Below are 26,725 nucleotides of genomic sequence, written 5' to 3' on the forward strand. Positions count from 1 at the left end.
AGCCTCTCAGCCGCCACTGACAACGCGGTCCGTGGAGCCACCGCGTGCCACGGGTCGAATGCGGGGGCATCTCGCGCGCCGGGGCCATGATGAGCGTATGCCCGATCGTGACGAATTCCTGGAGTGGGTCAGGACCGCCCTGTACGAGGCGGAGCTTGCACTGCACAACGGAGATGCGGCTCCCCGCCGCGCGCTCTGGTCGCGCCACGAGCCTGTGAGTGTCCTGGGTGCGTGGCGCGACGCCCACGGGCAAGAGGAGCTGGACAGCCTCTTCACGACCCTCGGGAGGAGCTTTTCCGACTGCACGTCGTACCTGTTCGAGTTGCAGGCGTACGACGTCTCAGGAGACATGGCCTACACGGCCGGCCTCGAGCACACCTCCGCCTCCGTCGACGGAGAACCACGTACCTACACGTTGCGGGCCACCCAGGTGTACCGCCGTGAAGACGGCGAGTGGAGGGTGGCCCACCGTCATGGCGACACGGTGAGCGAGTGACCGTGCCCAGTGCGGCTTTCACACCCCGCGCTGTCGGCGGGCCGGGAGGCGCGGCGCCCCTCACACGTCCGCCGGGCGGGTGAAGCCGTAGGCCCGCTCGACCTTTGCCACATGGAGCGAGAACGATGCGTACCACTGCTCGCGGCCGCGCGCACGGGCCAGTGTGTGCTCTGCGTGTTCCCGCCAAGCGGCGATCGAGCTCTCGTCCCTCCAGTACGACACCGTGATCCCCAGGCCGTTCGCACCGCGTGCGGAATCGACGCCGAGGAACCCGAGCTGGTCGGCGGCCAGTTTCATCAGCCGCTCGTCCGCCTCCGCATAGCCGTTGTCGCCGGGGATTCGCACTGCGGTGAACACCTCGGCGTAGTAGGGCGGGGCGGGCAGCGAAGCGGGCGCGGGATCGGTCACGTAGGTCCTCCAGCAGACGGCATGGCGGCATCGCCTCAAAGATCTCGCGCCCCCGCCTGCACCCCAGCCTGCCGACCGTTTCCGGACCGTCGCGATCGGCGGCCGCCCAGCGATCTTCACGGCAGTGTCACCGGGGAGTCGTGACCTGGCCCTTCACGGGCGAAGGTGCTCGATCGTGACGCCGTGCCGCTCGGCCAACCGCTGGGCGATCAACGAGCGGTGACATGCCCCGGGGTCGCGCTCGACACAGAAGAGCGCTGCCGTTCCGCTTCCCGGCAGCGCCGACACGATCGGCGTGAGGTCGGCGCGGTCGAGGATCTCGGTGGTGTAGCGGCGGCTGTACTCGGCGGCGAGCTCGTGGCGCGAGCGCTTGCCGACCCCTCGGCGGTCGTCCTCGGCGTACTGAAGCCGGCGGAGTTCGGTGGTCGGGGCGAGCTCGGGGTGGTGCTCGTAGGCGATCCGGGCGCGGGCGAGGGCCGCCTGAAGCCGAAGGGAGTTCGCCCAGGCGTACTCGGGTCCGCGGACGCCGCGGCGCTGACGGACGTCGAGCAGAAGACGGACGTCGGCCTGCCGCAGCCGTTGCAGGAAGGACTCGCCGTCGAAGCCGTAGACGCCGATCGTCACCACTCTGAGCATCGGATGTCACCGTTCTGAGCATCGGACATCACCCACCACCCGTCTGCCTGCCGCTCGTGCCGGTACGTCCGGCACGAGCAGCGAGGCGGCGAGGGCGCGTCACGCGACGGCGGTCCCCTCGAGTTCGACCATCTGGCCCGGGACGGCCAACCGTGTCACTCCGAGCAGCGTGGTGGTCGGTGCCACTCCGGCGGCGCCCAGCCGCGACGCCAGCACGCCGTAGTGCGGGAGCAGCAGATCGACGTCGGTGGTGTAGACGTTGAGCCGGACAAGGTTCGCGAGGGACATGCCGGCCTCGCCGAGCACGGCTTCCACGTTGTCGAGGCTCAGCGCCAGCTGTGCGGCCATGTCACCGTCATGGCGGGGCGTGCCGTCGCCGCTCATCGCGGTCTGTCCGGAGCAGTAGAGGGTCCGGGTGTGGCCTGAGACGATCTCGCCCTGGTTGAACCCCATCGCCATCGACCACGTCACCGGGTTGACCGCTGTTCGTTCCACTTCCACATCAGCTCCGTTCACGTCACGGGAAATCACGCGCGCCGGTCGAGGCGGCAGCCGCCCTCTCCGACTTGGTGCTGATGAGCCTGCCGGAAAATCATGACACCCTCGGTCATGTATTCGATACGGTTCTCGAATGCGCGCCGATCGGCTGGTATCGCTGGTACTGCTGCTGCGTCAGCGTGGTCGGTTGACCGCCGAGACCCTGGCCCGCGAGTTGGAGGTGTCCACCCGTACCGTGCTGCGCGACATCGAGGCGTTGTCCGCGGCCGGCGTCCCGGTCTACGCCGAACGCGGACGGCGCGGCGGATTCGCGCTGTTGCCCGGGTTCCGGACCGAGCTCACCGGGCTGAACCACGACGAGGCCCTTGCTCTACTGACCGCCGGCTCGGGGCGCGGCGAGCAGGCGTTCGGTCTCGGGCCGGCCCTCGATTCGGCGCTGCGCAAAGTGGCTGACGCACTGCCCGAGAACCATCGGGCCACCGCGAACGACGCCGCCCGGCGCCTTCTCGTCGAGCCGGAGACCGACCTGCTCTCACGCCGGCTGGTCGCGGAGGACGTGCCCGGCAGGACGATGACCGAGATCCGGCGCGCGGTGCTCGCGGGGCACAAACTGCGCATCCACTACGCCGCCACGGACCGGACGCCGCAGTGGCGCACGGTGGATCCGATCGGCCTGGTGACCGTACGCGACCGAGGTTATCTGCTGGCCACGAGATCCGGCGCGGACCGCACCTACCGGCTGTCGCGGGTGCTGGCCGCCGAAGAGCTGCCCGAACCGGCCCAGCGCCCCCGTCAGGTCGATCTGGACCGGGTCTGGCGGGAGCGCTGTGCGCGGTTTCTGTCCACTGATCACATCGCCGTACGGGTGCGGGTGCTCCCGGCGCGGCGAGAGGAACTGCTGAGCAGTGCGGTAGCCGTGCGCGCCGCGGAACGCGATGCCGACGGCTGGTTGCGGCTGGAGGTGACGTTCGAGGACCTGCGGCACGCCGAGTGGGCGCTGTGGCAGCTCGGCACGGACGCGGAAGCCCTGGCCCCGGTGGCGCTGCGCGCCTCTTTGCGCGAACGGGCCGCCGCGATGTCGACCCAGTACGCAGACCCCTTCTGACAGGTGCAGGTGGCTGCCGGCTTTTGGTCTGCTCGGTGGTGGAAGGCCGCTTCCACACGCCCTCCGCGTCCCGGTACATCGTTCCAGGCTGCCGGCGTCCGTGCTGGTCAGCACGCGTTCCCGTGTTCCAGCGTCCCGAACCGACCGCGTGTTGTGGCAGACGGGACGAAACACGGCACAGGCTGAGGCCGTCCGAGCAGCCCGCTGGACAACACCTTCGCACCATGGAGATCTCGATGCGTTCGCGCTTTGCCGCCCCCTCCACCCGCCTCGCCCTGGCCGCGGTCGCCGCGGTGGCCGTCACCGCCACCGCGACCACCACGGCGGCGGCCACGACCGACCACCGCAGCAACGCCGTGCGGGCCTGTGCAACCAAGGACCTGAGCTTCAAGGTCAGCCTCAAGACGCAGGCGGGCGGCTACTTCCTCGTCACCGCCAAGGCCAAGTCCGGCATCACCTGTTACCTGGAAGGCCTCTTCCCCGCCGCCTCCTTCGGCTCCTCCGCGGACACCGAGGTGGCGCCGGCCGAGCACAGCGTCAGCGAACGGGTCACTCTGTCCGGCTCCGCCGCCGCGTACGCCGGCATCAACCCCAAGACCACGAACGGCGATCACGGCAAGCAGTTCGACTTCCTGCACCTGTCGGTCGCCGGTGACGAGGCCAACGCCGTCACCCTCACCCTTCCGGAGACCGCCACGGTCGACCGGCCCGTCGCCACCAACTGGCACGCCGATCCCGCCGACGCCGTTCCCTTCGCGAACTGACGCCGCACCGGACTCCCCGGCAGACAGACACCGTCGGCCGGGGGGTTCGGCGCGTCTTCGGCCCCGCTGCGGCTGTGGCTATGCGTGCCACAGCGCGCTGCGCCGATGACGCGCCGGCGGGATGTCCACCGAGTCCACGGCGTCGAGGGCGAGTTCGTCGACGCAGTCATGCACCAACCCCATCAGAGTCCCCACCTGGGCTCGCAGCCGCTGCCGCGCCCGGCGTTCCTCCAGCGCGGACCACTCGGCGATGAAGCGGTCCCTCCGTCGCCGGGCGAACGCGTAGACCTCCACCGTGCGACGGACGGGGCGAGGTCGAGGCCTTCGGGACTCTCGCGCCGCGTCGGTGAAGCTGCGTGCGCTGTACCTCAGGCCGTGGAGAACCACCGAACGCCAGGGGGCTCCTGACGGGAAGTCGTGTCCACTCCGGCCGGGTGAGCCGAGTGAAGGGGGCAGATGGTGGGCGGTGCGTGTCACGGGGCTCCGATCGCAGCCACCGCCAGGCGTCTCCTGGCGGGCTACCTGAAACCCGTCGGACCGGTCGAACGTGCGTTTCCCATACGGGCAACCCTATCCCGCTGCTTGAGATTGCGGGCCTGTCACGGCGATCCCCGGCGTCGCACGGGCGGTTCATGCTGTCCCGTTCTCTTGCTCTTGCCGCGGTGTTCTGTTGCAGCGGTGTTGCGTGCCGCGGTGCCGGTGTCGACGCCTGTGCCCCCATGAAGGTGGTGATCTTGGGAAGACGGTGGGGGTGATCTTGCTGTCGGCTCCATGAGGGGGCTCCGATGAGGGGGGATGTCGTGACAACGCCTCTGCGTCGTACGCCGTTGGTGAAGCGGCGCCGTTACAGGTTCGATCTTCGGTCGACGGCCCTGTTCTTCGTTTTTCTCGCCGTGATCGTGAGCGTCCTGGGACTCGCCGCTCGCGTGGCGGCGGGCGCCGTCGAGCGGCGTCCCGCCTGGGTGTTCGTGCTGGTCGCGATAGCTGTGGCGGGCTGCCTGGGCCTGCGGCGCCGCTGGCGCTTGAGGGGGGTGGCGCGCCGGGCCGCGACAGCGCTCGACGAGGCGGCCAGGGAAGCGGCCGAGGTACTGGAAACTCCCGTGGTCCCCACCCAGCGGGAGCCGGCCTCCGCTCGCGCCGACGCCGACACCGTGGCCGTGGCCGTCGACTACGACGCCCTGACGCCGGAGGAGTTCGAGGAGGCGATCGCCGGACTCTGCGAACGCGACGGCTGCACCGAGGTCGAGGTGGTCGGCGGCGCAGGGGACTTGGGCGCCGACGTCCTGGCCGTGACACCCGACGGGCGCCGGGTCGTCGTCCAGTGCAAGCACTACGGCGAGTCGCATCGGGTCGGATCCCAGGACCTGCAGCGCTTCGGCGGGACCTGCTTCACCGTGCACGAAGCCGATGTCGCCGTACTGGTCAGCACGAGCGACTTCACTGCGCCGGCGGTGGAGTACGCCGAGCAGTGCGGCATCGTGTGCGTGAACCGGGATGCCTTGGAGGCGTGGACGGACCGCACCGGCCCGCGCCCCTGGGACGCCACCTTCGAAGGCGGGGAAGCAGGGTGGGAGACCGCCGGAGCCGGGATCTGAACGGGGGGCGGACTGGCGGGCTGGGAGGGCCCCTTGTCCGCATGCACGGTGAGGGCTGGGCGGGCCCTTGTCCGCACGCACGGAGAGGGCTGGGCGGGCCCTTGTCCGCACGCACGGAGAGGGCTGGGCGGGCCCCTTGTCCGCACGCACGGAGAGGGCTGGGCGGGCCCCTTGTCCGCACGCACGGAGGTCGGTGCGGCTCGTCGGCAATTCGCTTGATCGTGCCCGGGAGGGGTGCGGCAGGCCGGAGGGGCGATATCTGCGCCGGCCCCTGGGTTTCTGAGCTGGGACGAGGTTCACGCCGACGAACCCCGGGACGCCCTCACCCTGGCCTCGCACATCGACCTCCACACCAGCGAGACCCGGCGTCGTGCCGTCTCACTCGATTGAGTGCCTGGTGATCCGGCGGTATTCCGGGCCCGGCGGGGTAATGGGATGTCGTTCAACACCCTGTGGAGAAGGAGCCGAGGATGACCGACGACGCCTACCTGTTCCTGCTTGACGACGCGTCCGCGCAGCTCGGTGTGTCACCGGCCGCCGTCGGTGAACTGGCGTGCATGGAAACTCCCGCCGTCCGCGCCTGGCTCGACGCCCAGGGAAGCACGCCGACCTCGCCCCACCTGCGCCTGCTGCCGCCGGAGGAGACGGCGGCCGTGCCCGAGGGAGCGGAACGGCTGCCCGTCCCGCTGAGCGAGGAGGAGCTGAGCCGCCTGCGCCACCAGATGGTCCCGGAGCCGCTGGCCCGGGTCGAGCAGGAGCTGCTCGCCTACCGTGACTGCGCCGACGGGCGGGACGGCCTGATCGGTAAGGCACTCGCCGCCGGTGTGGCACCGCACCGCATCGTCGAGTTGACCGGGGTGGACCCCGCGACCGTGACCGCCGCGAGCAGGTGACACACCGCGGGCCTCCCGCCCCGCCCGCCCTCTTCCCTCGGCCCCGCCGGGCGAGAACCGTCCGGCGGGGCCGATCGGCGTGGCCCGAAGCGTAGACATGGTGAGCCCCACCACAGCAGTGCGGACGGACCCGATCAGCGGCTTCGGTGAGCGAGGTCGCGTTATCGACGGCCTTGGTCAGGCCCATGCGTAAAGCCGCTGGCCCCACGATCAGTTCGTGGCACCAGCGGCACGGGGAGGCGGGTCAGTCGAGGGGTTCGAGCGTGAGATAGGCCTGCCGGGGGTTGCCGTCGTGGACGAGCGATTCATGGTGGCCGACGTCGTCGAAGGCGAAGGCGTAAGCCTTTCCGTCCGCCATCTGCGCGTGGATCTTGCGCGCGTAGTGATTGGTGACGTCGTCCTTGTAGAAGTCGGTGGCGCCGGTATCAGGCTGGTTGGGGTTGATCAGCAGGGTGGAACGGTTGAATCCGGCGCACAGCGTGCGGGAAATCGGTCCGCGCACCTGGTCGTTCGGGGCGCCGAGCCTTCCGTGGCAGCCGAAGACGGAGGAGGCGTCCGGCTTCTGAAAGCTGGTGACGACCGCTCCGGCGCTGTTGGTGAAGTTCATGACGCCGCCGGAGACCCGGCCGTAGTACTTGATGCCGGGCCGGTCGGCGAACGGGGTGACCGTCAGGGTCGAGGTGGTGTACCTCTGCCAGACGCGGTTGATGTAGTCGTCCATGACCGTGGCCGGCAGAGCGCCGGTCTCCAGACCGTACTGCGGCGACAGGGCACGCAGTACGGTGCCGTCCGGACGGGTCTGGATCAGATCGGCCCAGCCTCCGGGCTGCCCCCTGAGGGCGTTGAAGAAGCCGTTGTACCCGCCGGCCTTGAGCCGTCCGGTGCTCGCGGTGCTGCCGTCGGCTCTCTGCACTCCCACCGCGTAGGGAGCGGAGAACATGTCGACCTGTGTGCTGTTGATCCACAGGCCCGAGTCGTTGAGTGTGTACTCCGACCAGTTGAACAGGATGTTCCGGTTGGGGTCGGTCGGATTCTGCACGGCGGGCTGGACCAGGCCTCCGGTGGTGAGCTTGAAGACCAGTTTCTGGCCGTAGGAGAAGTACACGCGTCCGGAGAACTTCGGCATGCGGATCGTGGTCGACTGCCCTGCCGCCGGGCCCGGGATCGAGGCGTCGGGGGCGGGAGTCGGCGGGTTGCCGCCGGCCGGCCAGGGGTGGAAGGTGCCGCCCGCGTCGGCCCAGCCCTGCCGTCCGGTCGAGAGGTCCGTGCCGAGGTTGTAGACGTACAACCGCTCGCCGCGGGCCGAATTGTTGGTGATCTTCAGAGGGATCGTCGCCGGGACGGCGGCATGAGCCGGCGCACCCGTTCCGGTCGCCAGCAGTGAGCCGGCGAGGACCGTGGCGAGGGACAGCCCCGCGGCCGCGGCCCGGCGCCTGAGAGTTCGCAACACGCTCTGCCTCCGTTTCGACAGTCGACCGAATCTGAGAGCGCTCTCAGAGTTGCGCTTTGGTCCGTACCTGTCAACACATCGGTGCGCTCGGTCAGCTCGGGCACCCGTCGCGCAGGGGCCCGCGCAGACAGGAGACGACCACCACGAAGGGCCAGACCGACTGAAGGGTCGTCACGGCGCGCTCGGCCACGCCGGCCACGCCATGGAGGTGCAACTCGATCAGGAACCAGGCCGCGCCGGCCGCCATGACGGCGGTCGCCCCCAGGGAGGGAAAGGGGCGCAGGGCCCACGGCACGGCGGTACCGGCCCGGGCTGCCAGCACGGGCCAGGCCGCCAGGACGGCGAAGCCCACGGCGGCGACCGAACCGTGGCTCAGCGAACCACCGCTGCTCGGCGCCGGGAACACGGCCACCGCGAGCGCCGACACACCTCCGGCCGCCAGGGCCATCCGCCCGGCCGTCGCGGCCGGGCGCAGACCCCAGGCCGTCAGCAGGTGACAGAACCCGAGGGCGACGAACGCCGCCGTCATCACCCAGGACCCCGAGTTGCCGGGAGCCGCCAGGACGCTGATCGTCTGGGCGGCGGGATCGTACGGGTGCCCCTGCAACGATGCCGCCAACAGCCAGCCCATGATCAGGAAGACCGGGGCACACCCCGACGACACCAGCGCCCAGGTAGGTACAGATCGCATCGGAACACCGTAAAGCCGGGCCCCCGTGTCCTCCGGGTTCCGTCCCGCGGGCCGCCTCACGTGGCGTAGTCGCACAGCCCGCTCCGCCCCGGAAGCGCACGATGGAACCGTGCGGCCGGGCGTCGAAAGGTGATCGGGCATGGAGCTCACTCTCGTGGTGTTGATCATCATCGTGGGTCTGACGTTCGACTTCACCAACGGCTTCCACGACGCCGCGAACGCGATCGCCACCTCCATCTCCACCAGGGCCCTGACGCCCCGCGTGGCGCTGGCCATGGCCGCGGTGATGAACTTCTGCGGCGCCTTCCTGGGAACCGGGGTCGCCCAGACCGTCGGCAGCGGCATCATCGGGGCGCCCGAGGCGACCTCCGGGCTGCTGCTCGTCCTGTGCGCGCTCCTGGGCGCCATCGGGTGGAACGTATTCACCTGGTGGCGCGGGCTGCCCACCTCGTCCTCGCACGCCCTGATCGGCGGGCTGGTCGGTGCCGCTCTCGCCGCGTCCGCGACAGTGCACTGGTCGGGCATCCTGGACAAGGTCGTCCTGCCGATGCTGCTGTCCCCGCTGGTCGGCGTGGTGCTGGGGTATTTCCTGCACACGGGCATCCTGTGGGTGTTCCGGCGTTCGGCACCCCGGCGCACCATGCGGCGCTTCCGTGCGGCGCAGACCGTCTCGGCCGCCGCGATGGGGCTCGGCCACGGGTTGCAGGACGCGCAGAAGACCATGGGGGTCATCGTGCTGGCGCTGGTCACTGCCGGCTGGCAGGACGACTTCTCGGTGCCGGTGTGGGTGATCGCCGCCGTGGCGGCCGCCATGGCGGCCGGTACCTACACCGGCGGGCGTCGCATCATCACCACCCTGGGGCGGCGCATCGTGCACCTCGATCCGCCGCGCGGTTTCGCCGCCGAGACCGCTGCCGCGGCCGTCCTCTACACGACCGCGTTCCTGGTGAAGGCGCCGATCTCCACCACCCAGACGATCACCGCGGCCATTCTCGGCGCCGGTGCCACCCGGCGCTTCTCCGCCGTACGCTGGCAGGTGGCCCGTTCGATCGGTACCGCCTGGATCCTCACCTTTCCCGGCGCGGGGATCCCGGCAGCGGCGCTCTATCTGCTCCTGCACGCCGCCACCGGTCTGTGATCACAACCGGAGGCGTCCATGACCGCTCTTCCCGGCCGTCGGTGGCCCGTGATGTCCGCTGCCGCGGCCCCGGACGGCCTTCCGTCGCCGGGGCGCTTCGCCCATCTGCACCCGGACGACGGTGCCTGTCTGATGGAGGCCGCGGCCCTGCTGGCCTCCGGCCGGTTCACCGACAGCCCGGCCGGGACGCATCCGGCGCTCGCGGCCCTGGCCCGCGTGGTCTACGACAGCGTCGGTGACGGCGCCCGGCACGCCTTGTGGCCGCTGGGCGCCGACCTCGCGGACGCCCACCCTCCGGGCCGCGACTACGCACCGCTGCTGGTCGGCACGGTGGTGGACGCGGCCCGCCTGGTGCGCCCCTCGTCGCGGCCTCTGGCGCGGTACGGCCGCGCGTGCCGCGGAAGGGCGGAGAGAGTCAGCCACGCGTCGGCGGGAGGTGCGGCGGTCCGGATCGCCGATCTGCTGTGGTGGCGCGGGCCCGGGCGTCGCCACCTGGAACACGCCCTCCGGGTGCTGTGCGCCGCCCCGGACGCCGAGCAGCGGCTGTCCAGGCTGTTGCGGCAGGCCGTGGGGCAGGCGCGGGAGCAGCCGGACGAGCGGGCTCGGGGCAGAGAGGTTCCCTGCAACCGCTAGGCACGAGGGGCCGTCCTACAGGGCACCATGATCCCTGCCGACATCACCGGCCCCTCGGCCACACCGGTTCGCCGGCTGCTCGCCTTCGCCTGGACCCAGACGCGCGCCTGCGCCTTCGCCCTCGCCCTGCTGTCCGGCGTGGCCGTCTCCGCGCTGCTGCCCGACCTGCCCGTGGCGCGCTACGACCTACTCGTCGTCTACGGCGTGCTGCTCACGCTGGTGTTCTGGGCGCGCGGCCGGGAGAGCGGGCGGGACATCGCCGTCATCACCGTCTGCCATGTCATCGGTCTGGCCTTCGAACTGGTGAAGGTGTCGCTCGGCTCGTGGAGCTACCCGGAACCGGCCGTGCTGAAGTTCGCCGGGGTCCCGCTGTACGGCGGGTTCCTGTACGCGGCGGTGGGCAGCTACGTCTGCAGGGCCTGGCACCTGTTCGACCTGGAGCTCGTGCGCTACCGGCCGCGTGCGACCGCCGTGGTCGCCGCGGCCGTGTACGTCAACTTCTTCACCCATCACTGGCTGCCCGACGTCCGCTGGGTGCTGGCCGGGCTGCTCGTCCTGGTGACCCTGGGGACGTCGGTGCGGTTCACGGTGCGCGGGGTGCGCCTGCGGATGCCGCTGGCGCTGTCGTTCGTGCTGATCGGGTTCTTCCTGTGGGTGGCGGAGAATCTGGCGACCTTGGCCGGCGCATGGCGGTACCCGCATCAGGAGCACGGCTGGGAACCGGTGGGGGTGGAGAAGTTCGGAGCGTGGGCGTTGCTCATCAGCGTGACGTTCGTGCTGGCGGCGGTGGGGCGGCGTAGGTATTCCGCGGCTTCGCCGGAAGGGAGCTGAGGGCTGCCGGAGCCCGTGGAGTCGTCGTTGCGGCGTTCGCCTGAGTATCATCCTATGGACGTAAATCGGGTGATTTGCCTTCTCGGGTCGTCACCTACCGTGGCCATCCTCGCCGGAGTGAACCATGTCCCGCACCGGCACGACGGACGACGGCGACGAGCTGCTGACCAGGCTCGGGGCCCTGACGGCTCAGGCGCGTGCGCAGGCCGAGATGCAGAGGTCCCGGGTCGAGCTGGCGATCGCGCTGCAGCGCGGCATGTTGCCGCGGGACCTGCCCATGGCCCGCCGACTGCATCTGGCCGTGCGGTACGCGCCCGCGTACCGGGGCCTCAACGTGGGCGGCGACTGGTACGACGCCTTCACCCTGGGGGACGGCCGGATCGGTCTGTCCATCGGCGACGTCCAGGGGCACAACATCGAGGCCGCTGCCTTCATGGGGCAGGTGCGGGCCGGACTGCGGGCACTGGCGTCGGTCACCAGTGACCCGGGGCAGGTGCTGGCCCGGACCAACGATCTACTGCTGTCCCTGGGCTCCGACCTCTTCGCCACCTGCACGTTCATGCGGCTCGACCCGTGTGCCGGGGTACTGGAGAGTGCCCGGGCCGGGCATCTGCCCTGCGTCTGGGCCACAGCGGACGGGAAGTCCGGCCTCACCGAGGACGAGGGCGGGCCGCCCCTCGGCGTGCAGGCCGGGACGCGCTACCCGGTGAGCCGGTACGAGCTCACGACGGGCGGCGTGTTCGTGCTGCTGACAGACGGTGTCGTGGAGGGGCCGTCCATGCGGCTGGAGGAGGGCCTCGACCAGGTGGTACGGCTCGCGGGCATCGCTGCCGTGGCCGGCATGGACGTCGACGCGCTCGCGGCCGCCGTGATCAAGGGCGCCGAGCGCGTGGGGCACGACGACGACGCCGCCGTCCTGGTGGTCGGTCTCGACGGGCCTGACGCTCAGCCATAGGGCGGCACGAGGCCCGCTCCCGCCTCGCCGAGGCGTCGGCCCCGGTGTCTCATGGCTGCTGTGGTGGGTAGCCAGGATCTGCGTACGCCGGCCGTCGTCGCTCTGCAGACGCTGGCCGTCGCCGCCTGCTACTACGTGTCCGCGCAACTGGGGCTGCTGCGGGAACTGGTCGTCGAGGGCGCGGTCGTCACGCCCATCTGGCCTCCCACCGGCGTCTCCGTGGCCTGCCTGCTGATCCTCGGACTGCGCTGCTGGCCCGGGATCGCCCTCGGTGCCTTCTTCGTCATCCTGTCCCTCACCTCCCTGACGCCCTCGGCTCTCTGTGTCCTGGCGGGCAACACGGCCGCCCCCGTGGCCGGGTACCTGCTGCTCCGGAGGGCCGGCTTCCGCACCGACCTCGCACGGCTGCGGGACGGTCTCGCCCTGGTCTTCCTGGGCGCCTTCACCGCCATGCTGATCAGCTCGACCACGGGCGCCGGCATCCTGATCGCCACGGACAAGATCGAGTGGCCCGGCTTCTGGGCGGTGTGGCTGGCCTGGTGGGTCGGTGACGCGATGGGCGTGCTCATCGTCACGCCGGTGCTGCTCCTGCTGTCCCGGGTGCGCCTCCCGCTGCCCCTGTCGCGCTGGAAGGAGGCCACGGGGCTGGCGGTCATCGCCTGCTGTCTCGTGCCGGTGGCCGCGCACAGCTCGATCAGTCTCCTGTTCCTCGTCTACCCCCTGCTGATCTGGGCGGCCCTGCGGTTCCAGCTGGCGGGCAGCCTGCTGTGCGCTCTCTTCGCCTCGGTCATGACCACGGTGGCGGCGACCGACCGGGTCGGACCGTTCGAACGGCTGACCCGGGTCGAGGTGATGATGAAACTGCAGGCCTTCAACGGGGCGATGGCACTCACCGCTCTGATCCTCTCGGCGGTGATCACCGAGCAGATCTACACACGGCGTTCCGTGGAGCGCGCCTGCCAGGAGCTCGTCGAGGTACTGGAGCACCTCACCGCGGGTGAGACGGCGGACGGCCGGGCCCCCGTGGATGAGGGCGGGCTCGGGCGACGGCCGGAGGAGTGACCGCCGACCCGCTGATCCCGAGGACCTAGGCTGGGCGTCATGACCCAGGTCGAGGTGCTGCAGCTGCTGGTCTCGCCCGCGCACCGGCTGGCCGGGCGGCCGTCCGACGGGCCCTCCCCCGGCCCGTCCGACGAGCGCGTCACCCGGGTGGAGGTACGCCGTGAGCTGGGGCTGGTCGGCGACCGCTACTACGCCCGCCCCGCCCACCGGAACGCGGCGGTGACCATCATGGCCGCCGAAAGTCTCCCGGCCGACGCCGATCTGCGACACACCCGCCGGAACATCCTGCTCAGGGGCGTCGACATCGACTCCCGCGTCGGTGCGACGATCTCACTCGACTGCGGTACCGGGCCGGTGGTGTTCGCCGTGAAGCGTCCGGCACGGCCCTGTGCCTGGATGGACGTGACCATCGGCCCCGGCGCGCAGCGCGCCCTGCGCGGGCGTGGCGGTGTGCGGTGCACGCCGCTGAGCGACGGGGTGCTCATGCTCGGCCCGGCCACGTTCCGGGTCGTGGCCGGGGCCGACGCGGGGTCCTGAGGGGTCCTGGGGCGGTCAGCCGCCCGAAGGTGGCGTGCGGATGGCAGCGATGTCGAGCTGCAGACGCACCTTCTCGCTCACCATCGCGCCGCCCTCGGCCAGCCTGCTGTTGTAGGTCAGGCCCCAGTCCGAGCGGTTGATCGTGGTCGTGCCGTCGAAGCCGACCCGGTCGTAGCCGAAGGGGTCGGTGACATTTCCGATGTACGTCATGTCGAGTACCACCGGGCGGGAGACGCCCTTGATGGTCAGCTCGCCCGACATGCTGAACAGGTCGGCGCCCGTCTGCTCCACCGCCGTGCTGGTGAAGCGCATACGCGGATAGGTCGCGGCATCGAGGAAGTCACGGCCGACCAGATGCGCATCCCGCTGTTCCACGCCGGTGTCGACGCTGGAGGTGAACAGAGTGATATCGGCCCGTGACCGTGCGGGGTCGTGCGCGTCGAAGTAGAGGCGACTTTCGTACTCCAGGAAACAACCGCGCACGGTGGTCACCATGGCATGCCGGACGGAGAAGCCGATCCTGCTGTGCGCGGGGTCGACGACCCATTCACCGGACAGATTCGCCAGGTGAGGGTCCGGCAGCACGGCAGTGGATGCCGGTGCGCCGGTGGGGCGTTGTGGGGGGAGCGGTGCCTGCCGGCGGGACGGCACAACGCGGTTGAACAGGTTCATGATTCATCTAGGTACTTGAGTTTGGTTATAGCCGCAAGTCCCCTTCCGTTTTGCGGCTGTTGAGAACGAGCCCCTGCCCCCTTTTGCCGCCGCTTCGCACAGAATCCACACACGACTGTCGCGACGCATCACCGAAACGACCATCCGAAACTCCAGGAATATCCATGTCGGGCATTTCGGCGAATCGGTCTTACGTCGCCTCTATCGCGAGGTCGTTGTCGACGGTGTAGTAAGGGCGAAGAGTGCGGCCGTCCGCCTCGACCGGCGGATAGACGTACACGTGCTTGCGGTCCGCCACGTCGTCGAGCAGCCGGCCGACTCTGACGGGCCGCGCCTCGGATGTGGGACGGACGAAGACGTCCCAGATCCGGGTCGCTCCCCCGCCGTCGCCCGTCAGGTCCCCGGGGCCGGCGGTGAAGGAGAAGCCCCTGCCGTCGCCGTCGAGCCGGGGGGCCAGGGTCCGCACGGTGTCGGTGCCTCGCAGGCACAGACGCACGGTGGCGTCCTCGTGGAGCTCGGCACCGTGCAGGCGGGCCGTGATCGTCATGGTCCGGTCCGTGAGATCGATACCGCGGGCCTCCGCGTGGGCGGTGCGCCGCCATGCCCTGAGGGCGAGGAAGCCGTCCTTCGTGGCGTACGGGATCCGGACCGCGACCGGCGAGGGGCGGTCACGCAGGTGGCCGTCGACGAGGGTGCGCAGGTCCCGCAGGCCGGGGCGCAGCCGTCGGCGTTCGGCTGCGGGTTCCGACAGCAGGTACACGTCCCAGCGGCCCTCGTCGAGGACCGGGTGCGTTTCCAGGACGGCGTGCCGGTGGCCGTCGTCCCGGCCGGTCTCCAGGTCGATGACGTGGACGGTGGTCTCGGGCAGGCCCTTCTTGGGCCGCAGCCGCAGGAGCAGTCGGGGGTGTGCGGCGGAGGTCGGCGGCAGCCGGAAGGTGATCCGGCCGTCGGTGTCGATCGTGCAGTCCGCCCGCGGGTGGGTGTCGTGCTGCGGGCTCGGCATCGTGTTCTCCGACGCGCCCTCGCGCGGCGTGCCCACGGGTGTGCCCTCGCGTGGCGCGGCCGGCATCGTGCCCCCGTGCGACGCACTCGACGTCGTGTCCTCGGGCGTGCGGGTCGGCTTGTCCTCCGGGGTGCTCATCGGCGTCCCTTCCGTATCGAGCGCAGTACGCCGGCGGCAGCGGCGTGGGCGGCGTCGCGGGCCGCGTGGCCCCGGCCGACCAGGGGGCTTGGGGTGCGGTGGTCCTGCGGGGTGGCCGTGCGGCCGGTGCTCCTGGCCACGGCGGCGGTCTCCAGCAGGCGTTCGGCCTGCGCGACGACGGGGCCGGGGGCGAAGCGGCGCGCGTTGTCCAGGGCGGCCCGGCTCATGCGGCGACGCCGCTCGTCGTCGCCGACGAGTTCCAACAGGGCCGCGGCGAGCGCGTCGCGGTCCCCGACCGGTACGAGCCGGCCGTCGGTGCCGTCCTCGATGATCTCTCCGGGACCGTAGGGGCAGTCGGTGCTGACGACGGGCAGCCCGCAGCGCATCGCCTCGACGATGGTCATGCCGAACGGCTCGAAGTCGGACGCGGCCGCACCGATCGACCCCTTGGCCCACTCGGCCTCCATGGGGGTGGCGGCCCCCATCAGGAACACGTTGTTCCACAGTCCGAGCCGCTCGATGAGCCGGCGCAGATCAGCCTGCTTCTCGCCCTTGCCGTAGATGCGCAGCTGCCAGTCCGGGTGCGCCGCGGCCACCTGGGCGAACGCCTGGATGAGGAGGTCGTAGCGCTTGACCGGAACCAGGCGGCCCGCGGCGATCACCACCTTGGCGGTGCTGTCCGCGGGAGGCAGGCCGGGGTCGGGGACGCTGTTGGGGAGGGCCTCGACGTGGACGCCGGGCAGCCACATCTTGCGCCGGTAGGCGGCGGCGTCCGCTTCCGTGACGGTGGTGATCACGTCGAGTCGGCGGTAGGCGCGGCGCAGGGCGGTGCGCAGCCGCGGCGAGTGGTTGTCCAGCGTGAGGTGCTCCTGGCCGACACGCAGGACGTGCCGCGGGGCCTGGCGGGCTATGTGCACGTTGAGGCCCGGGCGGGTGCCGATGACGACGTCGGCGTCGAGCGCCTCGAGGTACTCGCCGATACGCCGGTCGGTCAGCTCGCTGTACTGGTGGTGGCGGTACTCGGCGGGCGGGAACACCTTCGCCGGTCTCCGGTGGAGCGGGTCGTCCGCCTCCTTGCGCAGGTCCACCAGCGCCCGCAACCGCACCCGTGGGTCCAGGACGAGGTTGGGGCGTTCCCGGTGACGTAACGCGGAGACGATCTCCACGTCGTGCCGCTCGGCCAGGGCCCCGGCCAGGTTGAACGTGGTGGTGATCGTGCCTCCGATTCCGTAGGCGTTGTGGATCAGGAAAGAGATCTTCATGGTGGCCTAGACCGTGTCAACGCCCCGTTCGTTGTTCGTCGTTACCACTCTGTGGCCGTGCCGTGCCGCCGGGCCGGATTCGCCGATTCCGGAATGATCTCGGACATAAGTGGTCTGGGCCATATCGGTTTGCCCCTGATGTGTGGATAGCTTGATGTGTTTGCCCGCGCATCGTCGCGTCCTCGGGTGCACCCTCGTATCGATCTTCAGGAGACCCATGCGCCCCCGTACAGCCTTCGCCCCGCGCATCACCTCCCTCCCGCCCGTCGCCCTGGCCGGCGGCGCGCTGGCCGTGGGGGTCGGCGGCCTGTATCTCGCCGGGCTGCTCCTCACGGGCGGCCACATCGACTCCGGAACGACCGTGCGTGGGGTGGACATCGGAGGGCTGAGCCGCGCGGAGGCGGTGGCGAAGCTGGAACGAGAGCTGGGTGCGGCAGGCGCCCGGGAGCTGCCCGTGAAGGTCGGCGACCGCACCGGCGGGCTCGATCCGGAGCGTGCGGGGCTCTCCTACGACGTCCGGGAGACCGTCGACCGGGCAGCGCGCACCGGCGCCGATCCGTTCAGCGTGTTCGGCGGGTTCTTCCGCTCGGGCGGGTACATCGAACCGGTCGTGCACCTCGACGAGGGAAAAGCCCGGACGGCCCTCGGGCAGCTGGCGAAAGCGCTCGACCAGAAGGTCAGGGACGGTGCCGTGACCTTCGACGACGGGCACGTGAAGACCGTCGCTCCCCGGACGGGGTACGCGCTGGACGTGAACGCCGCGGTAGGGCCGCTGCGCGACTCCTTCCTGCGGGGCGGCACCGGCACGGCCACTCCCCTGCCCACCCGTGAGACCCGGCCGAAGGTCACTGCCGGCGAGGTACAGCGGGCGGTGCGCACCTTCGCGGAGCCGGCCATGTCGGGTCCCGTCACGCTCACCGCGGCCGGCAAGCGGTTCACCGTCGGCCCGGACGCGCTGGGCGAGCATCTGACCCTGCGGCCGGACGGCGGCGGCAGGCTCGGACCGGAACTCGACGCGAAGGGCCTGCGCGCCGAGCCCGCCGTGGCCGGCCCGCTGGCCGACATCACCACGACCGCCGAGAACGCGAAGCTGCGGCCGGAGGGCGACAAGGCGGTGGTGGTGCAGGACGCCACGGTGGGTCAGTCGGTCACGGACAAGGCCCTGGGGAAGGCCGTACTGCCCCTGCTCACCAAGTCGGGCGCCGGCCGCGCCGGTGAGGTGGAGGTACGCCGGACCCAGCCGGAGGTGACCCGCGAGAACGCCGCGCGGCTGGGGCTGACGGAGAAGATGTCCTCCTTCACCGTCCACTTCGAACCGGCCGAGTACCGCACGAAGAACATAGGCCGGGCCGTGGAGCTCATCAACGGCTCCGTCGTCGAGCCGGACGAGACCTGGAGCTTCAACCGGACCGTCGGTGAGCGCACCAAGGCCAACGGCTTCATGGACGGCATCATCATCCTCGACGACAAGTTCACCAAGGCGTCCGGCGGCGGGGTCTCGTCGGTGGCGACGACCGTGTACAACGCGCTGTTCTTCGCCGGGGTCAAGCCCGTGGAGCACGGAGCGCACTCGTTCTACATCGAGCGCTACCCGGAAGGCCGCGAGGCGACGGTCGCCTGGGGCAGCCTGGACCTGCGGTTCACCAACGACTCCGGCAAGGCCATCTACATCCAGGCCGAGTCCACCGACACCTCCGTCACCGTCTCCTTCCTCGGCACCCGCAAGTACGACGAGATCAAGTCCGTCACGGGCCCGCGCACCGAGGTGAAGCAGCCGGAGAAGAAGGTGAGAGACGACAAGGAGTGCGTGCCGCAGACACCGCTCGAAGGGTTCGACGTCACCGTGGAGCGGGTCTTCTACGACGACGGCGAGGAAGTGAAGCGGGAGCCGTACCGCACGCACTACACGCCGCGTGACGAGATCGTCTGCGAGTGATCCGCTCCCCTGTCGTCCGGATCCACAACTCTCCCTTCCGAAGCAAGCGTTGACCCGGCCCCGGAGCGCCAGCACAATGAGCGCCCATTGGTTGAGAGCGCTCTCAAGGGAGACCCATGACTGGCAGACAAGGCCCGGCGCTCAGCCGGCGTTCGCTCATCGGTGCCGGACTCGGCATCAGTGCCGCAGGGCTCACCGCCGCCGCCTCGGGACAGGCCTTCGCGGCCGGCTCCACCAGGTCCCGCCCCGCACCGGCCCCGGCCCCGGCCCGAGGGCACGCCTTTCTCGCCGCCGCCATGGACGCCTACCCCGACCACGGCCGGCTCCGCCTGACGCAGAGCTACACCGACCAGGCCGGACTGTTCAGCACCGCGTTCACCTACGACAACGCCCTGGCGCTCCTGGCCCACCTCGCGGCTTGGACCCCGGCCGGTCTGACCAGGGCCAAGGCGCTGGGCGACGCCCTGCTCCACGCCCAGGGTCACGACCCGGCGTACGACGACGGCAGGCTCCGGCAGGCGTACAACGTCGGGCCGTACACCTTCTACGACGGCTCGCTCCAGCCCGACGGCTTCGTACGGGCCGACGGCACCGCCAACGTCGGCACGCAGTTCGGCTTCACCGGAACGGCCGTGGGCGACATGGCCTGGGCGGGCATCGCCCTCGGCGCCCTGGCCCGCCGCACCGGGGCGCGCCGCTTCCTCGACGGTGCCGTGCGGATCGGCGAGTGGATCGAGCGGACCGGCCGGACCGACGAGCCCCTCGGCGGCTACAAGTTCGGGGTGGACGGGGCGAATCAGAAGCTGCCGTTCACCTCGACCGAGCACAACACCGACCTGGTCTGCCTGTTCGGCCGGCTCGCCCGGCTGACCGGCGACCGGGTGTGGCTGGAGCGGCGCGGGCGGGCCGAGGCGTTCGTGCGCCGGATGTGGGAGCCGTCAGGGGGCTTCTTCTACACCGGCACGAACGACGGTGTGACGGTCAACAAGTCCCCGATCCCGGAGGACACCCAGACCTGGACGCACCTCGCACTGGACTCCCGCCGCCACTCCCGTTCGCTGGACTGGGCCGTGGCCGAGCTGGCCGTCCTGGACCACTCCGGGCGCACGAACAGCACCGTGCCCGCGGGGCAGTCGTACGAGGGGGTCACCTTCAGTTCGGCGAGCCTGCTGGCGAACGAGGACGCCCCGATCGCCGACGGGCAGCCGAGGCCCGACCGCAACGGGGTGTGGTTCGAAGGGACGGCACATCTCGCGCTCGCCCTGCGCGATCGCGGGGCACGTGGTGACGAGGCGGGCGCCCGGCGCCTGCTCGCCTCGATCGAGCGGGCGCAGGACCTCCTGGGCGACGGCCAGACCGTCGGGGGGAAAGCCCTGCCCGAGCGCAGTGGTGTCGTGTCCGCCAGCAGTCCGCTGGACACGGGCTTCGGCTTCGGTTACTACCCGTACCGGCACACCGGGGCGACGGCCTGGTACCTGATGGCCGCGGCCCGGTTCAATCCGCTCCGGGTGTGACGGGACGGCCCGGTCCGCCGACGTGCACGGCGGACCGGGCCGGCTGTCCCTCAGGCGAGGCGGTGGACCGCCTGGGTCGTGAGCTCGTAGCGGGCGCCGATGATCGCCAGCCTGCCGTTGCCGATCATGGCGGCGAGTTCAGGTTCCGCGGCCAAGCGGGAGTGCACGAGCCGGACGTTGGCGCTCACGGTCGCGTCGATCCGGGCGTCCCCTTCCCGGCCGTGGTCTATGGCGGGACTTATCTGGTCGACGAGGTACTGCATGTGGGCGGGCAGTCGCTCTCCCGACTGCTCCGCCGACACGGCGGCACGCACCGCGCCGCACGACTGGTGGCCGAGGACGACGATCAGCGGTATGCCGAGCTCCAGGACGCCGTAGGCGACGCTGCCGAGCACGGCCTCGTCGAGGACCTCGCCGGCGGTACGCACGGTCATCAGATCGCCCAGGCCCTGGTCGAAGACCAGTTCCGGGGGGACTCGCGAGTCGATGCAGCCGAGCACGACCGCGAAGGGATGCTGCGCGGTGGCCAACGTCCGCCTCATGGCCGGGTTCTCGTGCGGGTGGCGTTCCCGGAAGGCGCGCCAGCGGCGGTTGCCCGCGGCCAGCTCCCTCCAGGCCTGCTCCGGGGTGCCGGGTCGCGGCTCCGCGGGTCGGGAGTCGGTCGGGGCGGCGGTGGCCGTGCGCGCGACGCCGAGACCCGCGCCCAGGGCCGCGGCCCCGGTCAGCGCGGTGCGCAGAAGGGTCCGGCGGACGGTGCCGCCGGCGGGGGGCCGTGAACCGGCGAAGGGGTGCGGTTCAGGGCCGGTGCCTCTGTGGGAGGTGGCATGTGAGTTCACGGGCCGAAACGTATGCCCGAATGCGCGGACGGCCGCCGTCCTTGCCGTTTCATGGTGAGAGTTGGGTAAGTGATGTTCTTACCTTGAACGGTTTTTGACGATCCCTCAGGCAACGCTGCCGGGACAACGCGGGACGCCCCGGGCCGAGGGCCCGGGGCGTCCTGTCATGCGGAGGTGATCAGACCAGGTCGAACCGGTCCAGGTTCATGACCTTGACCCACGCCGCGACGAAGTCGTTGACGAACTTCTCCTTCGCGTCGTCGCTCGCGTAGACCTCGGCCAGCGCGCGCAGCTCGGAGTTCGAGCCGAAGACCAGGTCGGCACGGGAGCCGGCCCACTTGACCTCGCCGGTGGCGGCGTCGCGGCCCTCGAACGTGGTCTGGTCCTCGGTCGTCGACTTCCACTCGATGCCCAGGTCGAGCAGGTTGACGAAGAAGTCGTTGGTCAGCGAGCCGGGCGTCTTGGTGAAGGCGCCGAGCTGGGACTGCTGGTAGTTGGCGCCCAGCACCCGCAGACCGCCGACCAGGACGGTCATCTCGGGGGCGCTCAGGGTGAGCAGGTTCGCCCGGTCCAGCAGCAGGAACTCGGCCGGCAGGCGGTTGCCCTTGCCGTGGTAGTTGCGGAACCCGTCGGCGGTCGGCTCCAGCGCCTCGAACGACTCGGCGTCGGTGTGCTCCTCCGTGGCGTCCACACGGCCCGCGGCGAAGGGAACCTGCACCTGGAAGCCGGCTTCCTTGGCGGCCTTCTCGACGGCGGCGGTGCCGCCGAGGACGATCAGGTCGGCCAGGGAGACCTTCTTGGCGCCGGCGCCGGAGTTGAACTCCTGCTGGATACCCTCCAGGACCCGCAGGACCTGGGCCAGCTCGTCGGGCTCGTTGACCTCCCAGCCGCGCTGCGGCTCCAGGCGGATACGGGCGCCGTTGGCACCGCCGCGCTTGTCGCTGCCGCGGAAGGTGGACGCCGAGGCCCACGCGGTGGACACCAGCTGCGAGACCGACAGACCCGACTCCAGGAGCTTGGTCTTGAGGGTCTCGACGTCGCCGGCGTCGATGGTCTCGCCCTCGGCCTCAGGCAGCGGGTCCTGCCACACCAGCGTCTCCGCCGGGACCTCCGGGCCGAGGTACAGGGACTTCGGGCCCATGTCACGGTGGGTCAGCTTGAACCAGGCGCGGGCGAAGGCGTCCGCGAACTCCTGCGGGTTCTCGTAGAACCGGCGGGAGATGGGCTCGTAGATCGGGTCGAAGCGCAGCGCCAGGTCCGTGGTGAGCATCTTCGGACGGTGCTTCTTCGAGGAGTCGTGCGCGTCCGGGACGATCTCCGGGGCGTCCTTCGCCACCCACTGGTTGGCGCCGGCCGGGCTCTGCTCCAGCTCGTACTCGAACTCGAAGAGGTTCTTGAAGAAGCCGTTGCTCCACTGGGTGGGCGTGCTCGTCCAGGTGACCTCCAGGCCGGAGGTGATGGCGTCGCCGCCCTTGCCGGTGCCGTAGGTGCTGCGCCAGCCCAGGCCCTGCTCCTCCATGGAGGCGGCCTCGGGGTCGGCGCCGACGTTGTCGGCCGGGCCGGCACCGTGCGTCTTGCCGAAGGTGTGGCCGCCGGCGATCAGGGCGACGGTCTCCTCGTCGTTCATCGCCATGCGGCGGAACGTCTCACGGATGTCACGGGCCGCGGCGAGCGGGTCCGGGTTGCCGTTCGGGCCCTCGGGGTTGACGTAGATGAGGCCCATCTGGACGGCGCCGAGCGGGTTCTCCAGCTCGCGGTCGCCCGTGTAGCGCTTGTCGTCGAGCCAGGTGGTCTCGGGGCCCCAGTACACGTCCTCCTCGGGCTCCCAGACGTCCTTGCGGCCGCCGGCGAAGCCGAAGGTCTCAAAGCCCATCTGCTCCAGCGCGACGTTGCCGGTGAGGATCATGAGGTCGGCCCAGGAGATGGACTGGCCGTACTTCTTCTTCACGGGCCACAGCAGCCGGCGCGCCTTGTCGAGGTTGCCGTTGTCCGGCCAGCTGTTGAGCGGGGCGAAGCGCTGCTGGCCGGCGCCGGCGCCGCCGCGGCCGTCGCTGATCCGGTACGTACCGGCGCTGTGCCAGGCCATACGGACCATCAGGGGGCCGTAGTTGCCGAAGTCGGCAGGCCACCAGTCCTGCGAGGTGGTGAGCACCTCGGCGATGTCCTGCTTGACGGCGTCGAGGTCGAGGTTCTTGAAGGCCTCGGCGTAGTCGAAGTCCTCACCGAGGGGGTTGGCGACCTCGGGGTTCTTGGCGAGGATCTTCAGGTTGAGCCGCTCGGGCCACCACTGCCGGTTGCCGCCGCCCTGGGTCGGGTGCAGGGCGCGGCCGTGCGCCACGGGGCAGCCGCCTCCCGTCTCCTCCGACTTCGAGTCGGTGACGATCGCGTCGTGGTTCTCAGTCATGGAAATCCTTCCGGACGGGGTGGATCACGGTGCTCGGGTGAATCACGTGCTCGGAACGCTCGGGTGGATCAGGTGCTCGGGAACGCTCGGGGGGATCACGTGCTCAGGTACTGCGGGCGGTGGAGCAGGCGGGGCACAGGCCCCAGTAGATGACCTCTGCCTCGTCGACGGCGAAGCCACGGTCGTCGGACGCGGTCAGGCAGGGGGCGTGGCCGACCGCGCAGTCGACGTCGGCGACGGCGCCGCACGAGCGGCACACGAGGTGGTGGTGGTTGTCGCCGACCCGCCCCTCGTAGAGCGCCGGGCTGCCGGGGGGATCGAGGCGGCGTATGAGCCCTGCCGCGGTGAGGGCGTGCAGCCCCTCGTAGACGGCTTGGACGGAGATGTGGCCCACGCGGCCGCGCACCTCGGAGGCGATCGCCTCGGCGCCGAGGTGGTCACCGTCCCGCACGGCCTCGAGCAGCGCGACACGGGCGGCCGTCACCCTCAGGCCTGCGCCTCGCAGCTCCTCGGCGGTGGTCGGGTTCCCGGTTGCGGTCATGAGATCAACCTAGCCACACAAACACGATTGATTCAAGAAAACGAACGGTTCAATTTTGGTGTCGGGAGCGTGAGGGCTTGTGGGACGGCTTACTTGAGGCCTGTGAGCTCAGTCACATCCACAGGATCGCCCCCTCGCGGATGTGAGGCGTCGCGCATCGCCGTTCCGCGTTGCGGGTCACGCGTCCGGCGAGCTCAGCCGTCCGGCGCGGTCACACGTCCGGTGACATCAGGCGTTCGAGCTGGGCGGCGGCTGTCGCGGCTTTATGGCCCGCCTCGCGGGCCCGGCGGTCGGCGGTGCGCACCCGTTCCCGGGCGGCCCGTTCGGCGAAGCGGGCCTGCTGGTGGTCGTTCCTGGCGCGTTCCAGTTCCCCGGTGAGTTCGTCCACGCGCTGTTGCGCGCCGTCGACCTGCTGTTTCGCCTCCGCCGCCGCCCGGCCCGCCGTCTCCGCCTCGTCCTGCAGCTCCCGCAGCTCGCGTTCGGCGGCTTCGGCGTCCTTGCGGGCGCGGTCCAGCCGGCGCCGCTGCTGCTCGCTCACCTTCCCGCCCGGACGGGAAAGCGCGGCTGCGGGTGCGGGGCGCTGCGGCCGGGCGCCCTCGGCGACGGCGGGGAAGCCGGCCGTCGCGCTCAGCGGCCTGGTCAGGCGACCGCCGGCCCAGGCCCGGGCGGCCTCGGGGTCGGCCAGCACGGCGTGCAGGGTGTTCTCGACCTCACGCTGCACGCTCTCGCCGATCGGATGCCCGGCCTCCTTCGCGAGCTGCCGTGCCTGCAGGGACAGGGCTCGGATGAGTGCGTGCTGCCGGCGGCTCAGCTCGCGCAGCTGTGCGCCGTCCAGGTCCTGGTGGGCCTGCCGCAGCCCCTCCCCCAGGCGCAGCAGGGGCTCGACCTCTCCGGGACTGCTGCGGACCAGGAGGTTGCCGACCCAGGCGGCGAGGCTGGGCTTGCGCAACGTGCCGACCCGCTCGGCGAGTTCCCGGTCGCCGGCGGTTCGAGCGGCGGCCATGGCGGAGGCGCGGGCGGCGGTGAACTCCTCCGGGCGCAGGGAGTACAGCTCGTCGGCCACTGAGTCGTAGTCCATGGGCACCCCTTTCGTGATCCATGGGCACCCCCTTCGCGCCATTCGCGTGGAAGACCCGCCGATGACCCGCTTTCGATCGTCTCAGGAGCCGCCCTTCGGGGCGCGCGGAGCGGCCGCTGAACACATCGGAGGCACCCCGTTCACGACCCGGAAAGTGGACGGTTTAACATATGAGCGCCGCCTAGCTCGAAAGATGGATTCGTGACTGTCAACGACGACTCGTTCACCAACTGGAAGATCCGCGAGGAGATCGCGGAGTCGATGATCCCGATCATCGGGAAGCTGCACCGGGAGCGGGACGTGACGGTCCTGCTGCACAGCCGCTCCCTGGTGAACAAGTCGGTGGTCAGCATCCTCAAAACCCACCGGTTCGCCCGGCAGATCGCCGGTGCGGAGCTCTCGGTCACCGAGACGCTGCCGTTCCTGCAGACCCTCGCCGAGCTCGACCTCGGCCCGTCGCAGATCGACATCGGCATGCTCGCCGCGACGTACCGCGAGGACGACCGCGGTCTGTCGGTGGCGGAGTTCACCGCGGAGGCCGTCGCCGGCGCCACGGGCGCCGACAAGATCGAGCGCCGTGAGGGCCGGGACGTCGTCCTGTACGGCTTCGGCCGCATCGGCCGGCTCGTGGCGCGGCTGCTCATCGAGAAGTCCGGCTCGGGCAACGGTCTGCGGCTGCGGGCCATCGTGGTGCGCGGGGGCGGCGAGCAGGACATCGTCAAGCGCGCCTCGCTGCTGCGCCGCGACTCGATCCACGGCCAGTTCCAGGGCACGATCACCGTCGACGAGGCGAGCAGCACGATCGTCGCCAACGGCAACGCCATCAAGGTGATCTACGCGAACGACCCGTCCGAGGTCGACTACACGGCGTACGGCATCAAGGACGCCATCCTGATCGACAACACCGGCAAGTGGCGCGACCGCCAGGGCCTGTCCGAGCACCTGCGCCCCGGCATCGACAAGGTCGTGCTGACCGCGCCCGGCAAGGGCGACGTCCCCAACATCGTGCACGGCGTCAACCACGACACGATCAAGCCGGACGAGCAGATCCTGTCCTGCGCGTCCTGCACCACGAACGCGATCGTGCCGCCGCTGAAGGCGATGGACGACGAGTTCGGGGTCCTGCGCGGCCACGTCGAGACGGTTCACTCGTTCACCAACGACCAGAACCTGCTGGACAACTACCACAAGGCCGACCGTCGCGGCCGGTCCGCGCCGCTCAACATGGTCATCACCGAGACCGGTGCCGCCTCCGCCGTCGCCAAGGCGCTTCCCGACCTCAAGGCGCCGATCACCGGCAGCTCGATCCGCGTCCCGGTCCCGGACGTCTCGATCGCGATCCTCAGCCTGCGGCTCGGCCGTGAGACCACCCGCGAGGAGGTCCTCGACCACCTCCGCGACGTCTCCCTGACCTCGCCGCTCAAGCGTCAGATCGACTTCACCACGGCTCCCGACGCGGTCTCCAGCGACTTCATCGGCTCGCGCCACGCCTCGATCGTCGACGCCGGAGCCACCAAGGTCGACGGCGACAACGCGATCCTCTACCTGTGGTACGACAACGAGTTCGGCTACTCGTGCCAGGTCATCCGCGTCGTGCAGCACGTGTCCGGCGTGGAGTACCCGACGTACCCGGCCCCGGCGGTCTGATC

27 protein-coding genes are annotated in these 26,725 nt (G+C 70.6%); 14 read left to right on the plus strand and 13 right to left on the minus strand.

Annotated elements, in window-relative coordinates; genetic code table 11:
• The first annotated feature begins 97 nt into the window (after window positions 1-97).
• Complete coding sequence (locus ACFY5B_RS22550; protein ID WP_389971869.1) at window positions 98-496, plus strand: nuclear transport factor 2 family protein; 399 nt, start codon at window positions 98-100, stop codon at window positions 494-496.
• Window positions 497-556: 60 nt separating this feature from the next.
• Here ACFY5B_RS22550 and ACFY5B_RS22555 read toward each other — a convergent pair whose 3' ends face one another.
• The 3 genes from ACFY5B_RS22555 to ACFY5B_RS22565 all read right to left on the minus strand — a co-directional run bounded on the left by ACFY5B_RS22555 (window position 557) and on the right by ACFY5B_RS22565 (window position 2,035).
• The gene (locus tag ACFY5B_RS22555) at window positions 557-904 is read right to left on the minus strand and encodes an antibiotic biosynthesis monooxygenase family protein (protein WP_389971871.1); all 348 of its coding nucleotides are present in this window, start codon (window positions 902-904) and stop codon (window positions 557-559) included.
• 153 nt (window positions 905-1,057) lie between these two features.
• Window positions 1,058-1,540 (minus strand): DUF488 family protein, encoded by a 483-nt coding sequence (locus ACFY5B_RS22560; RefSeq protein ID WP_389971873.1) that lies wholly within the window; start codon window positions 1,538-1,540, stop codon window positions 1,058-1,060.
• Window positions 1,541-1,639: 99 nt separating this feature from the next.
• Entirely contained in the window at window positions 1,640-2,035 is a 396-nt protein-coding gene (locus ACFY5B_RS22565; RefSeq protein ID WP_389971875.1) for a RidA family protein, read from the minus strand.
• A 136-nt stretch (window positions 2,036-2,171) separates the two neighbouring features.
• On the opposite strand from ACFY5B_RS22565, the gene ACFY5B_RS22570 reads away from it, so the two are divergent.
• Window positions 2,172-3,143, plus strand: coding sequence for a helix-turn-helix transcriptional regulator (locus ACFY5B_RS22570; RefSeq protein ID WP_389971877.1), 972 nt, complete (start codon window positions 2,172-2,174; stop codon window positions 3,141-3,143).
• 236 nt (window positions 3,144-3,379) lie between these two features.
• Complete coding sequence (locus tag ACFY5B_RS22575) at window positions 3,380-3,907, plus strand: DUF4232 domain-containing protein (protein ID WP_389971879.1); 528 nt, start codon at window positions 3,380-3,382, stop codon at window positions 3,905-3,907.
• Window positions 3,908-3,985: 78 nt separating this feature from the next.
• Here ACFY5B_RS22575 and ACFY5B_RS22580 read toward each other — a convergent pair whose 3' ends face one another.
• Entirely contained in the window at window positions 3,986-4,201 is a 216-nt protein-coding gene (locus ACFY5B_RS22580) for a hypothetical protein (RefSeq protein ID WP_389971881.1), read from the minus strand.
• A 506-nt stretch (window positions 4,202-4,707) separates the two neighbouring features.
• Here ACFY5B_RS22580 and ACFY5B_RS22585 point away from each other — a divergent pair.
• Together ACFY5B_RS22585 and ACFY5B_RS22590 are read left to right on the plus strand one after the other, a co-directional pair.
• A complete protein-coding gene (locus ACFY5B_RS22585; RefSeq protein WP_389971883.1) occupies window positions 4,708-5,502 on the plus strand; it encodes a restriction endonuclease in 795 nt (264 codons plus the stop codon).
• 470 nt (window positions 5,503-5,972) lie between these two features.
• Window positions 5,973-6,395, plus strand: coding sequence for a DUF6003 family protein (locus ACFY5B_RS22590; RefSeq protein WP_389971885.1), 423 nt, complete (start codon window positions 5,973-5,975; stop codon window positions 6,393-6,395).
• Between the two features lie 244 nt (window positions 6,396-6,639).
• Here the strand turns inward: ACFY5B_RS22590 and ACFY5B_RS22595 are convergent, their stop codons facing one another.
• Together ACFY5B_RS22595 and ACFY5B_RS22600 are read right to left on the minus strand one after the other, a co-directional pair.
• Window positions 6,640-7,845 carry a glycoside hydrolase family 64 protein gene (locus tag ACFY5B_RS22595; RefSeq protein WP_389971887.1) on the minus strand — a complete coding sequence of 402 codons (1,206 nt, stop codon included), beginning with the start codon at window positions 7,843-7,845 and terminating at the stop codon, window positions 6,640-6,642.
• A gap of 91 nt (window positions 7,846-7,936) precedes the next feature.
• Window positions 7,937-8,536, minus strand: a complete 600-nt coding sequence (locus tag ACFY5B_RS22600) for a DUF998 domain-containing protein (protein ID WP_389971889.1) — start codon at window positions 8,534-8,536, stop codon at window positions 7,937-7,939.
• A 139-nt stretch (window positions 8,537-8,675) separates the two neighbouring features.
• Between ACFY5B_RS22600 and ACFY5B_RS22605 the strand changes: the two genes are divergently transcribed.
• From ACFY5B_RS22605 to ACFY5B_RS22630, 6 genes are all read left to right on the plus strand, one after another.
• Window positions 8,676-9,674: an anion permease gene (locus ACFY5B_RS22605; RefSeq protein ID WP_389971891.1), complete on the plus strand. Its 999-nt coding sequence runs from the start codon at window positions 8,676-8,678 to the stop codon at window positions 9,672-9,674.
• 18 nt (window positions 9,675-9,692) lie between these two features.
• Entirely contained in the window at window positions 9,693-10,307 is a 615-nt protein-coding gene (locus ACFY5B_RS22610) for a hypothetical protein (protein WP_389971893.1), read from the plus strand.
• Between the two features lie 27 nt (window positions 10,308-10,334).
• Window positions 10,335-11,138 (plus strand): DUF817 domain-containing protein, encoded by an 804-nt coding sequence (locus ACFY5B_RS22615; RefSeq protein ID WP_389971895.1) that lies wholly within the window; start codon window positions 10,335-10,337, stop codon window positions 11,136-11,138.
• Between the two features lie 124 nt (window positions 11,139-11,262).
• Window positions 11,263-12,093, plus strand: coding sequence for a PP2C family protein-serine/threonine phosphatase (locus tag ACFY5B_RS22620; protein WP_389971897.1), 831 nt, complete (start codon window positions 11,263-11,265; stop codon window positions 12,091-12,093).
• A 60-nt stretch (window positions 12,094-12,153) separates the two neighbouring features.
• The gene (locus tag ACFY5B_RS22625; RefSeq protein ID WP_389971899.1) at window positions 12,154-13,155 is read left to right on the plus strand and encodes an MASE1 domain-containing protein; all 1,002 of its coding nucleotides are present in this window, start codon (window positions 12,154-12,156) and stop codon (window positions 13,153-13,155) included.
• 39 nt (window positions 13,156-13,194) lie between these two features.
• Window positions 13,195-13,692: a molybdenum cofactor biosysynthesis protein gene (locus ACFY5B_RS22630; RefSeq protein ID WP_389971901.1), complete on the plus strand. Its 498-nt coding sequence runs from the start codon at window positions 13,195-13,197 to the stop codon at window positions 13,690-13,692.
• Window positions 13,693-13,707: 15 nt separating this feature from the next.
• On the opposite strand, the gene ACFY5B_RS22635 is transcribed toward ACFY5B_RS22630, so the two are convergent.
• The 3 genes from ACFY5B_RS22635 to ACFY5B_RS22645 form a co-directional block, all read right to left on the minus strand.
• A complete protein-coding gene (locus ACFY5B_RS22635; protein WP_389971903.1) occupies window positions 13,708-14,364 on the minus strand; it encodes a YceI family protein in 657 nt (218 codons plus the stop codon).
• Window positions 14,365-14,554: 190 nt separating this feature from the next.
• Complete coding sequence (locus tag ACFY5B_RS22640) at window positions 14,555-15,505, minus strand: transferase (protein ID WP_389971905.1); 951 nt, start codon at window positions 15,503-15,505, stop codon at window positions 14,555-14,557.
• Complete coding sequence (locus ACFY5B_RS22645; RefSeq protein WP_389971907.1) at window positions 15,502-16,767, minus strand: glycosyltransferase family 4 protein; 1,266 nt, start codon at window positions 16,765-16,767, stop codon at window positions 15,502-15,504. Before ACFY5B_RS22645 ends, ACFY5B_RS22640 begins: the two co-directional genes overlap by 4 nt.
• A gap of 217 nt (window positions 16,768-16,984) precedes the next feature.
• Here ACFY5B_RS22645 and ACFY5B_RS22650 point away from each other — a divergent pair, with 217 nt between their 5' ends.
• The gene (locus ACFY5B_RS22650) at window positions 16,985-18,703 is read left to right on the plus strand and encodes a VanW family protein (RefSeq protein WP_389971909.1); all 1,719 of its coding nucleotides are present in this window, start codon (window positions 16,985-16,987) and stop codon (window positions 18,701-18,703) included.
• 116 nt (window positions 18,704-18,819) lie between these two features.
• Entirely contained in the window at window positions 18,820-20,217 is a 1,398-nt protein-coding gene (locus ACFY5B_RS22655; protein WP_389971911.1) for a Tat pathway signal sequence domain protein, read from the plus strand.
• 50 nt (window positions 20,218-20,267) lie between these two features.
• Here ACFY5B_RS22655 and ACFY5B_RS22660 read toward each other — a convergent pair whose 3' ends face one another.
• From ACFY5B_RS22660 to ACFY5B_RS22675, 4 genes are all read right to left on the minus strand, one after another.
• Window positions 20,268-21,053: a carbonic anhydrase gene (locus ACFY5B_RS22660; RefSeq protein WP_389971913.1), complete on the minus strand. Its 786-nt coding sequence runs from the start codon at window positions 21,051-21,053 to the stop codon at window positions 20,268-20,270.
• Between the two features lie 178 nt (window positions 21,054-21,231).
• The gene (katG, locus tag ACFY5B_RS22665) at window positions 21,232-23,457 is read right to left on the minus strand and encodes a catalase/peroxidase HPI (RefSeq protein ID WP_389971915.1); all 2,226 of its coding nucleotides are present in this window, start codon (window positions 23,455-23,457) and stop codon (window positions 21,232-21,234) included.
• A gap of 103 nt (window positions 23,458-23,560) precedes the next feature.
• Window positions 23,561-23,998: a Fur family transcriptional regulator gene (locus ACFY5B_RS22670; RefSeq protein ID WP_053668911.1), complete on the minus strand. Its 438-nt coding sequence runs from the start codon at window positions 23,996-23,998 to the stop codon at window positions 23,561-23,563.
• Window positions 23,999-24,209: 211 nt separating this feature from the next.
• Window positions 24,210-25,076: a hypothetical protein gene (locus ACFY5B_RS22675; RefSeq protein WP_389971917.1), complete on the minus strand. Its 867-nt coding sequence runs from the start codon at window positions 25,074-25,076 to the stop codon at window positions 24,210-24,212.
• Window positions 25,077-25,277: 201 nt separating this feature from the next.
• On the opposite strand from ACFY5B_RS22675, the gene ACFY5B_RS22680 reads away from it, so the two are divergent.
• Window positions 25,278-26,723: a glyceraldehyde-3-phosphate dehydrogenase gene (locus ACFY5B_RS22680; protein WP_389971919.1), complete on the plus strand. Its 1,446-nt coding sequence runs from the start codon at window positions 25,278-25,280 to the stop codon at window positions 26,721-26,723.
• Window positions 26,724-26,725: the final 2 nt, after the last annotated feature.

Source organism: Streptomyces sp. NPDC013187, assembly GCF_042899705.1.
In the GTDB taxonomy this organism is placed as follows: domain Bacteria; phylum Actinomycetota; class Actinomycetes; order Streptomycetales; family Streptomycetaceae; genus Streptomyces; species Streptomyces hawaiiensis_A.

Excerpts from the sequence above, each read along its gene's own strand:
- ACFY5B_RS22550 (WP_389971869.1), top strand. The coding sequence starts at position 98 with ATGCCCGATCGTGACGAATTCCTGGAGTGGGTCAGGACCGCCCTGTAC.
- ACFY5B_RS22560 (WP_389971873.1), bottom strand. The coding sequence starts at position 1,540 with ATGCTCAGAGTGGTGACGATCGGCGTCTACGGCTTCGACGGCGAGTCC.
- ACFY5B_RS22570 (WP_389971877.1), top strand. The coding sequence starts at position 2,172 with ATGCGCGCCGATCGGCTGGTATCGCTGGTACTGCTGCTGCGTCAGCGT.
- ACFY5B_RS22575 (WP_389971879.1), top strand. The coding sequence starts at position 3,380 with ATGCGTTCGCGCTTTGCCGCCCCCTCCACCCGCCTCGCCCTGGCCGCG.
- ACFY5B_RS22590 (WP_389971885.1), top strand. The coding sequence starts at position 5,973 with ATGACCGACGACGCCTACCTGTTCCTGCTTGACGACGCGTCCGCGCAG.
- ACFY5B_RS22600 (WP_389971889.1), bottom strand. The coding sequence starts at position 8,536 with ATGCGATCTGTACCTACCTGGGCGCTGGTGTCGTCGGGGTGTGCCCCG.
- ACFY5B_RS22605 (WP_389971891.1), top strand. The coding sequence starts at position 8,676 with ATGGAGCTCACTCTCGTGGTGTTGATCATCATCGTGGGTCTGACGTTC.
- ACFY5B_RS22610 (WP_389971893.1), top strand. The coding sequence starts at position 9,693 with ATGACCGCTCTTCCCGGCCGTCGGTGGCCCGTGATGTCCGCTGCCGCG.
- ACFY5B_RS22615 (WP_389971895.1), top strand. The coding sequence starts at position 10,335 with ATGATCCCTGCCGACATCACCGGCCCCTCGGCCACACCGGTTCGCCGG.
- ACFY5B_RS22620 (WP_389971897.1), top strand. The coding sequence starts at position 11,263 with ATGTCCCGCACCGGCACGACGGACGACGGCGACGAGCTGCTGACCAGG.
- ACFY5B_RS22630 (WP_389971901.1), top strand. The coding sequence starts at position 13,195 with ATGACCCAGGTCGAGGTGCTGCAGCTGCTGGTCTCGCCCGCGCACCGG.
- ACFY5B_RS22635 (WP_389971903.1), bottom strand. The coding sequence starts at position 14,364 with ATGAACCTGTTCAACCGCGTTGTGCCGTCCCGCCGGCAGGCACCGCTC.
- ACFY5B_RS22640 (WP_389971905.1), bottom strand. The coding sequence starts at position 15,505 with ATGAGCACCCCGGAGGACAAGCCGACCCGCACGCCCGAGGACACGACG.
- ACFY5B_RS22645 (WP_389971907.1), bottom strand. The coding sequence starts at position 16,767 with ATGAAGATCTCTTTCCTGATCCACAACGCCTACGGAATCGGAGGCACG.
- ACFY5B_RS22650 (WP_389971909.1), top strand. The coding sequence starts at position 16,985 with ATGCGCCCCCGTACAGCCTTCGCCCCGCGCATCACCTCCCTCCCGCCC.
- ACFY5B_RS22655 (WP_389971911.1), top strand. The coding sequence starts at position 18,820 with ATGACTGGCAGACAAGGCCCGGCGCTCAGCCGGCGTTCGCTCATCGGT.
- katG (WP_389971915.1), bottom strand. The coding sequence starts at position 23,457 with ATGACTGAGAACCACGACGCGATCGTCACCGACTCGAAGTCGGAGGAG.
- ACFY5B_RS22670 (WP_053668911.1), bottom strand. The coding sequence starts at position 23,998 with ATGACCGCAACCGGGAACCCGACCACCGCCGAGGAGCTGCGAGGCGCA.
- ACFY5B_RS22675 (WP_389971917.1), bottom strand. The coding sequence starts at position 25,076 with ATGGACTACGACTCAGTGGCCGACGAGCTGTACTCCCTGCGCCCGGAG.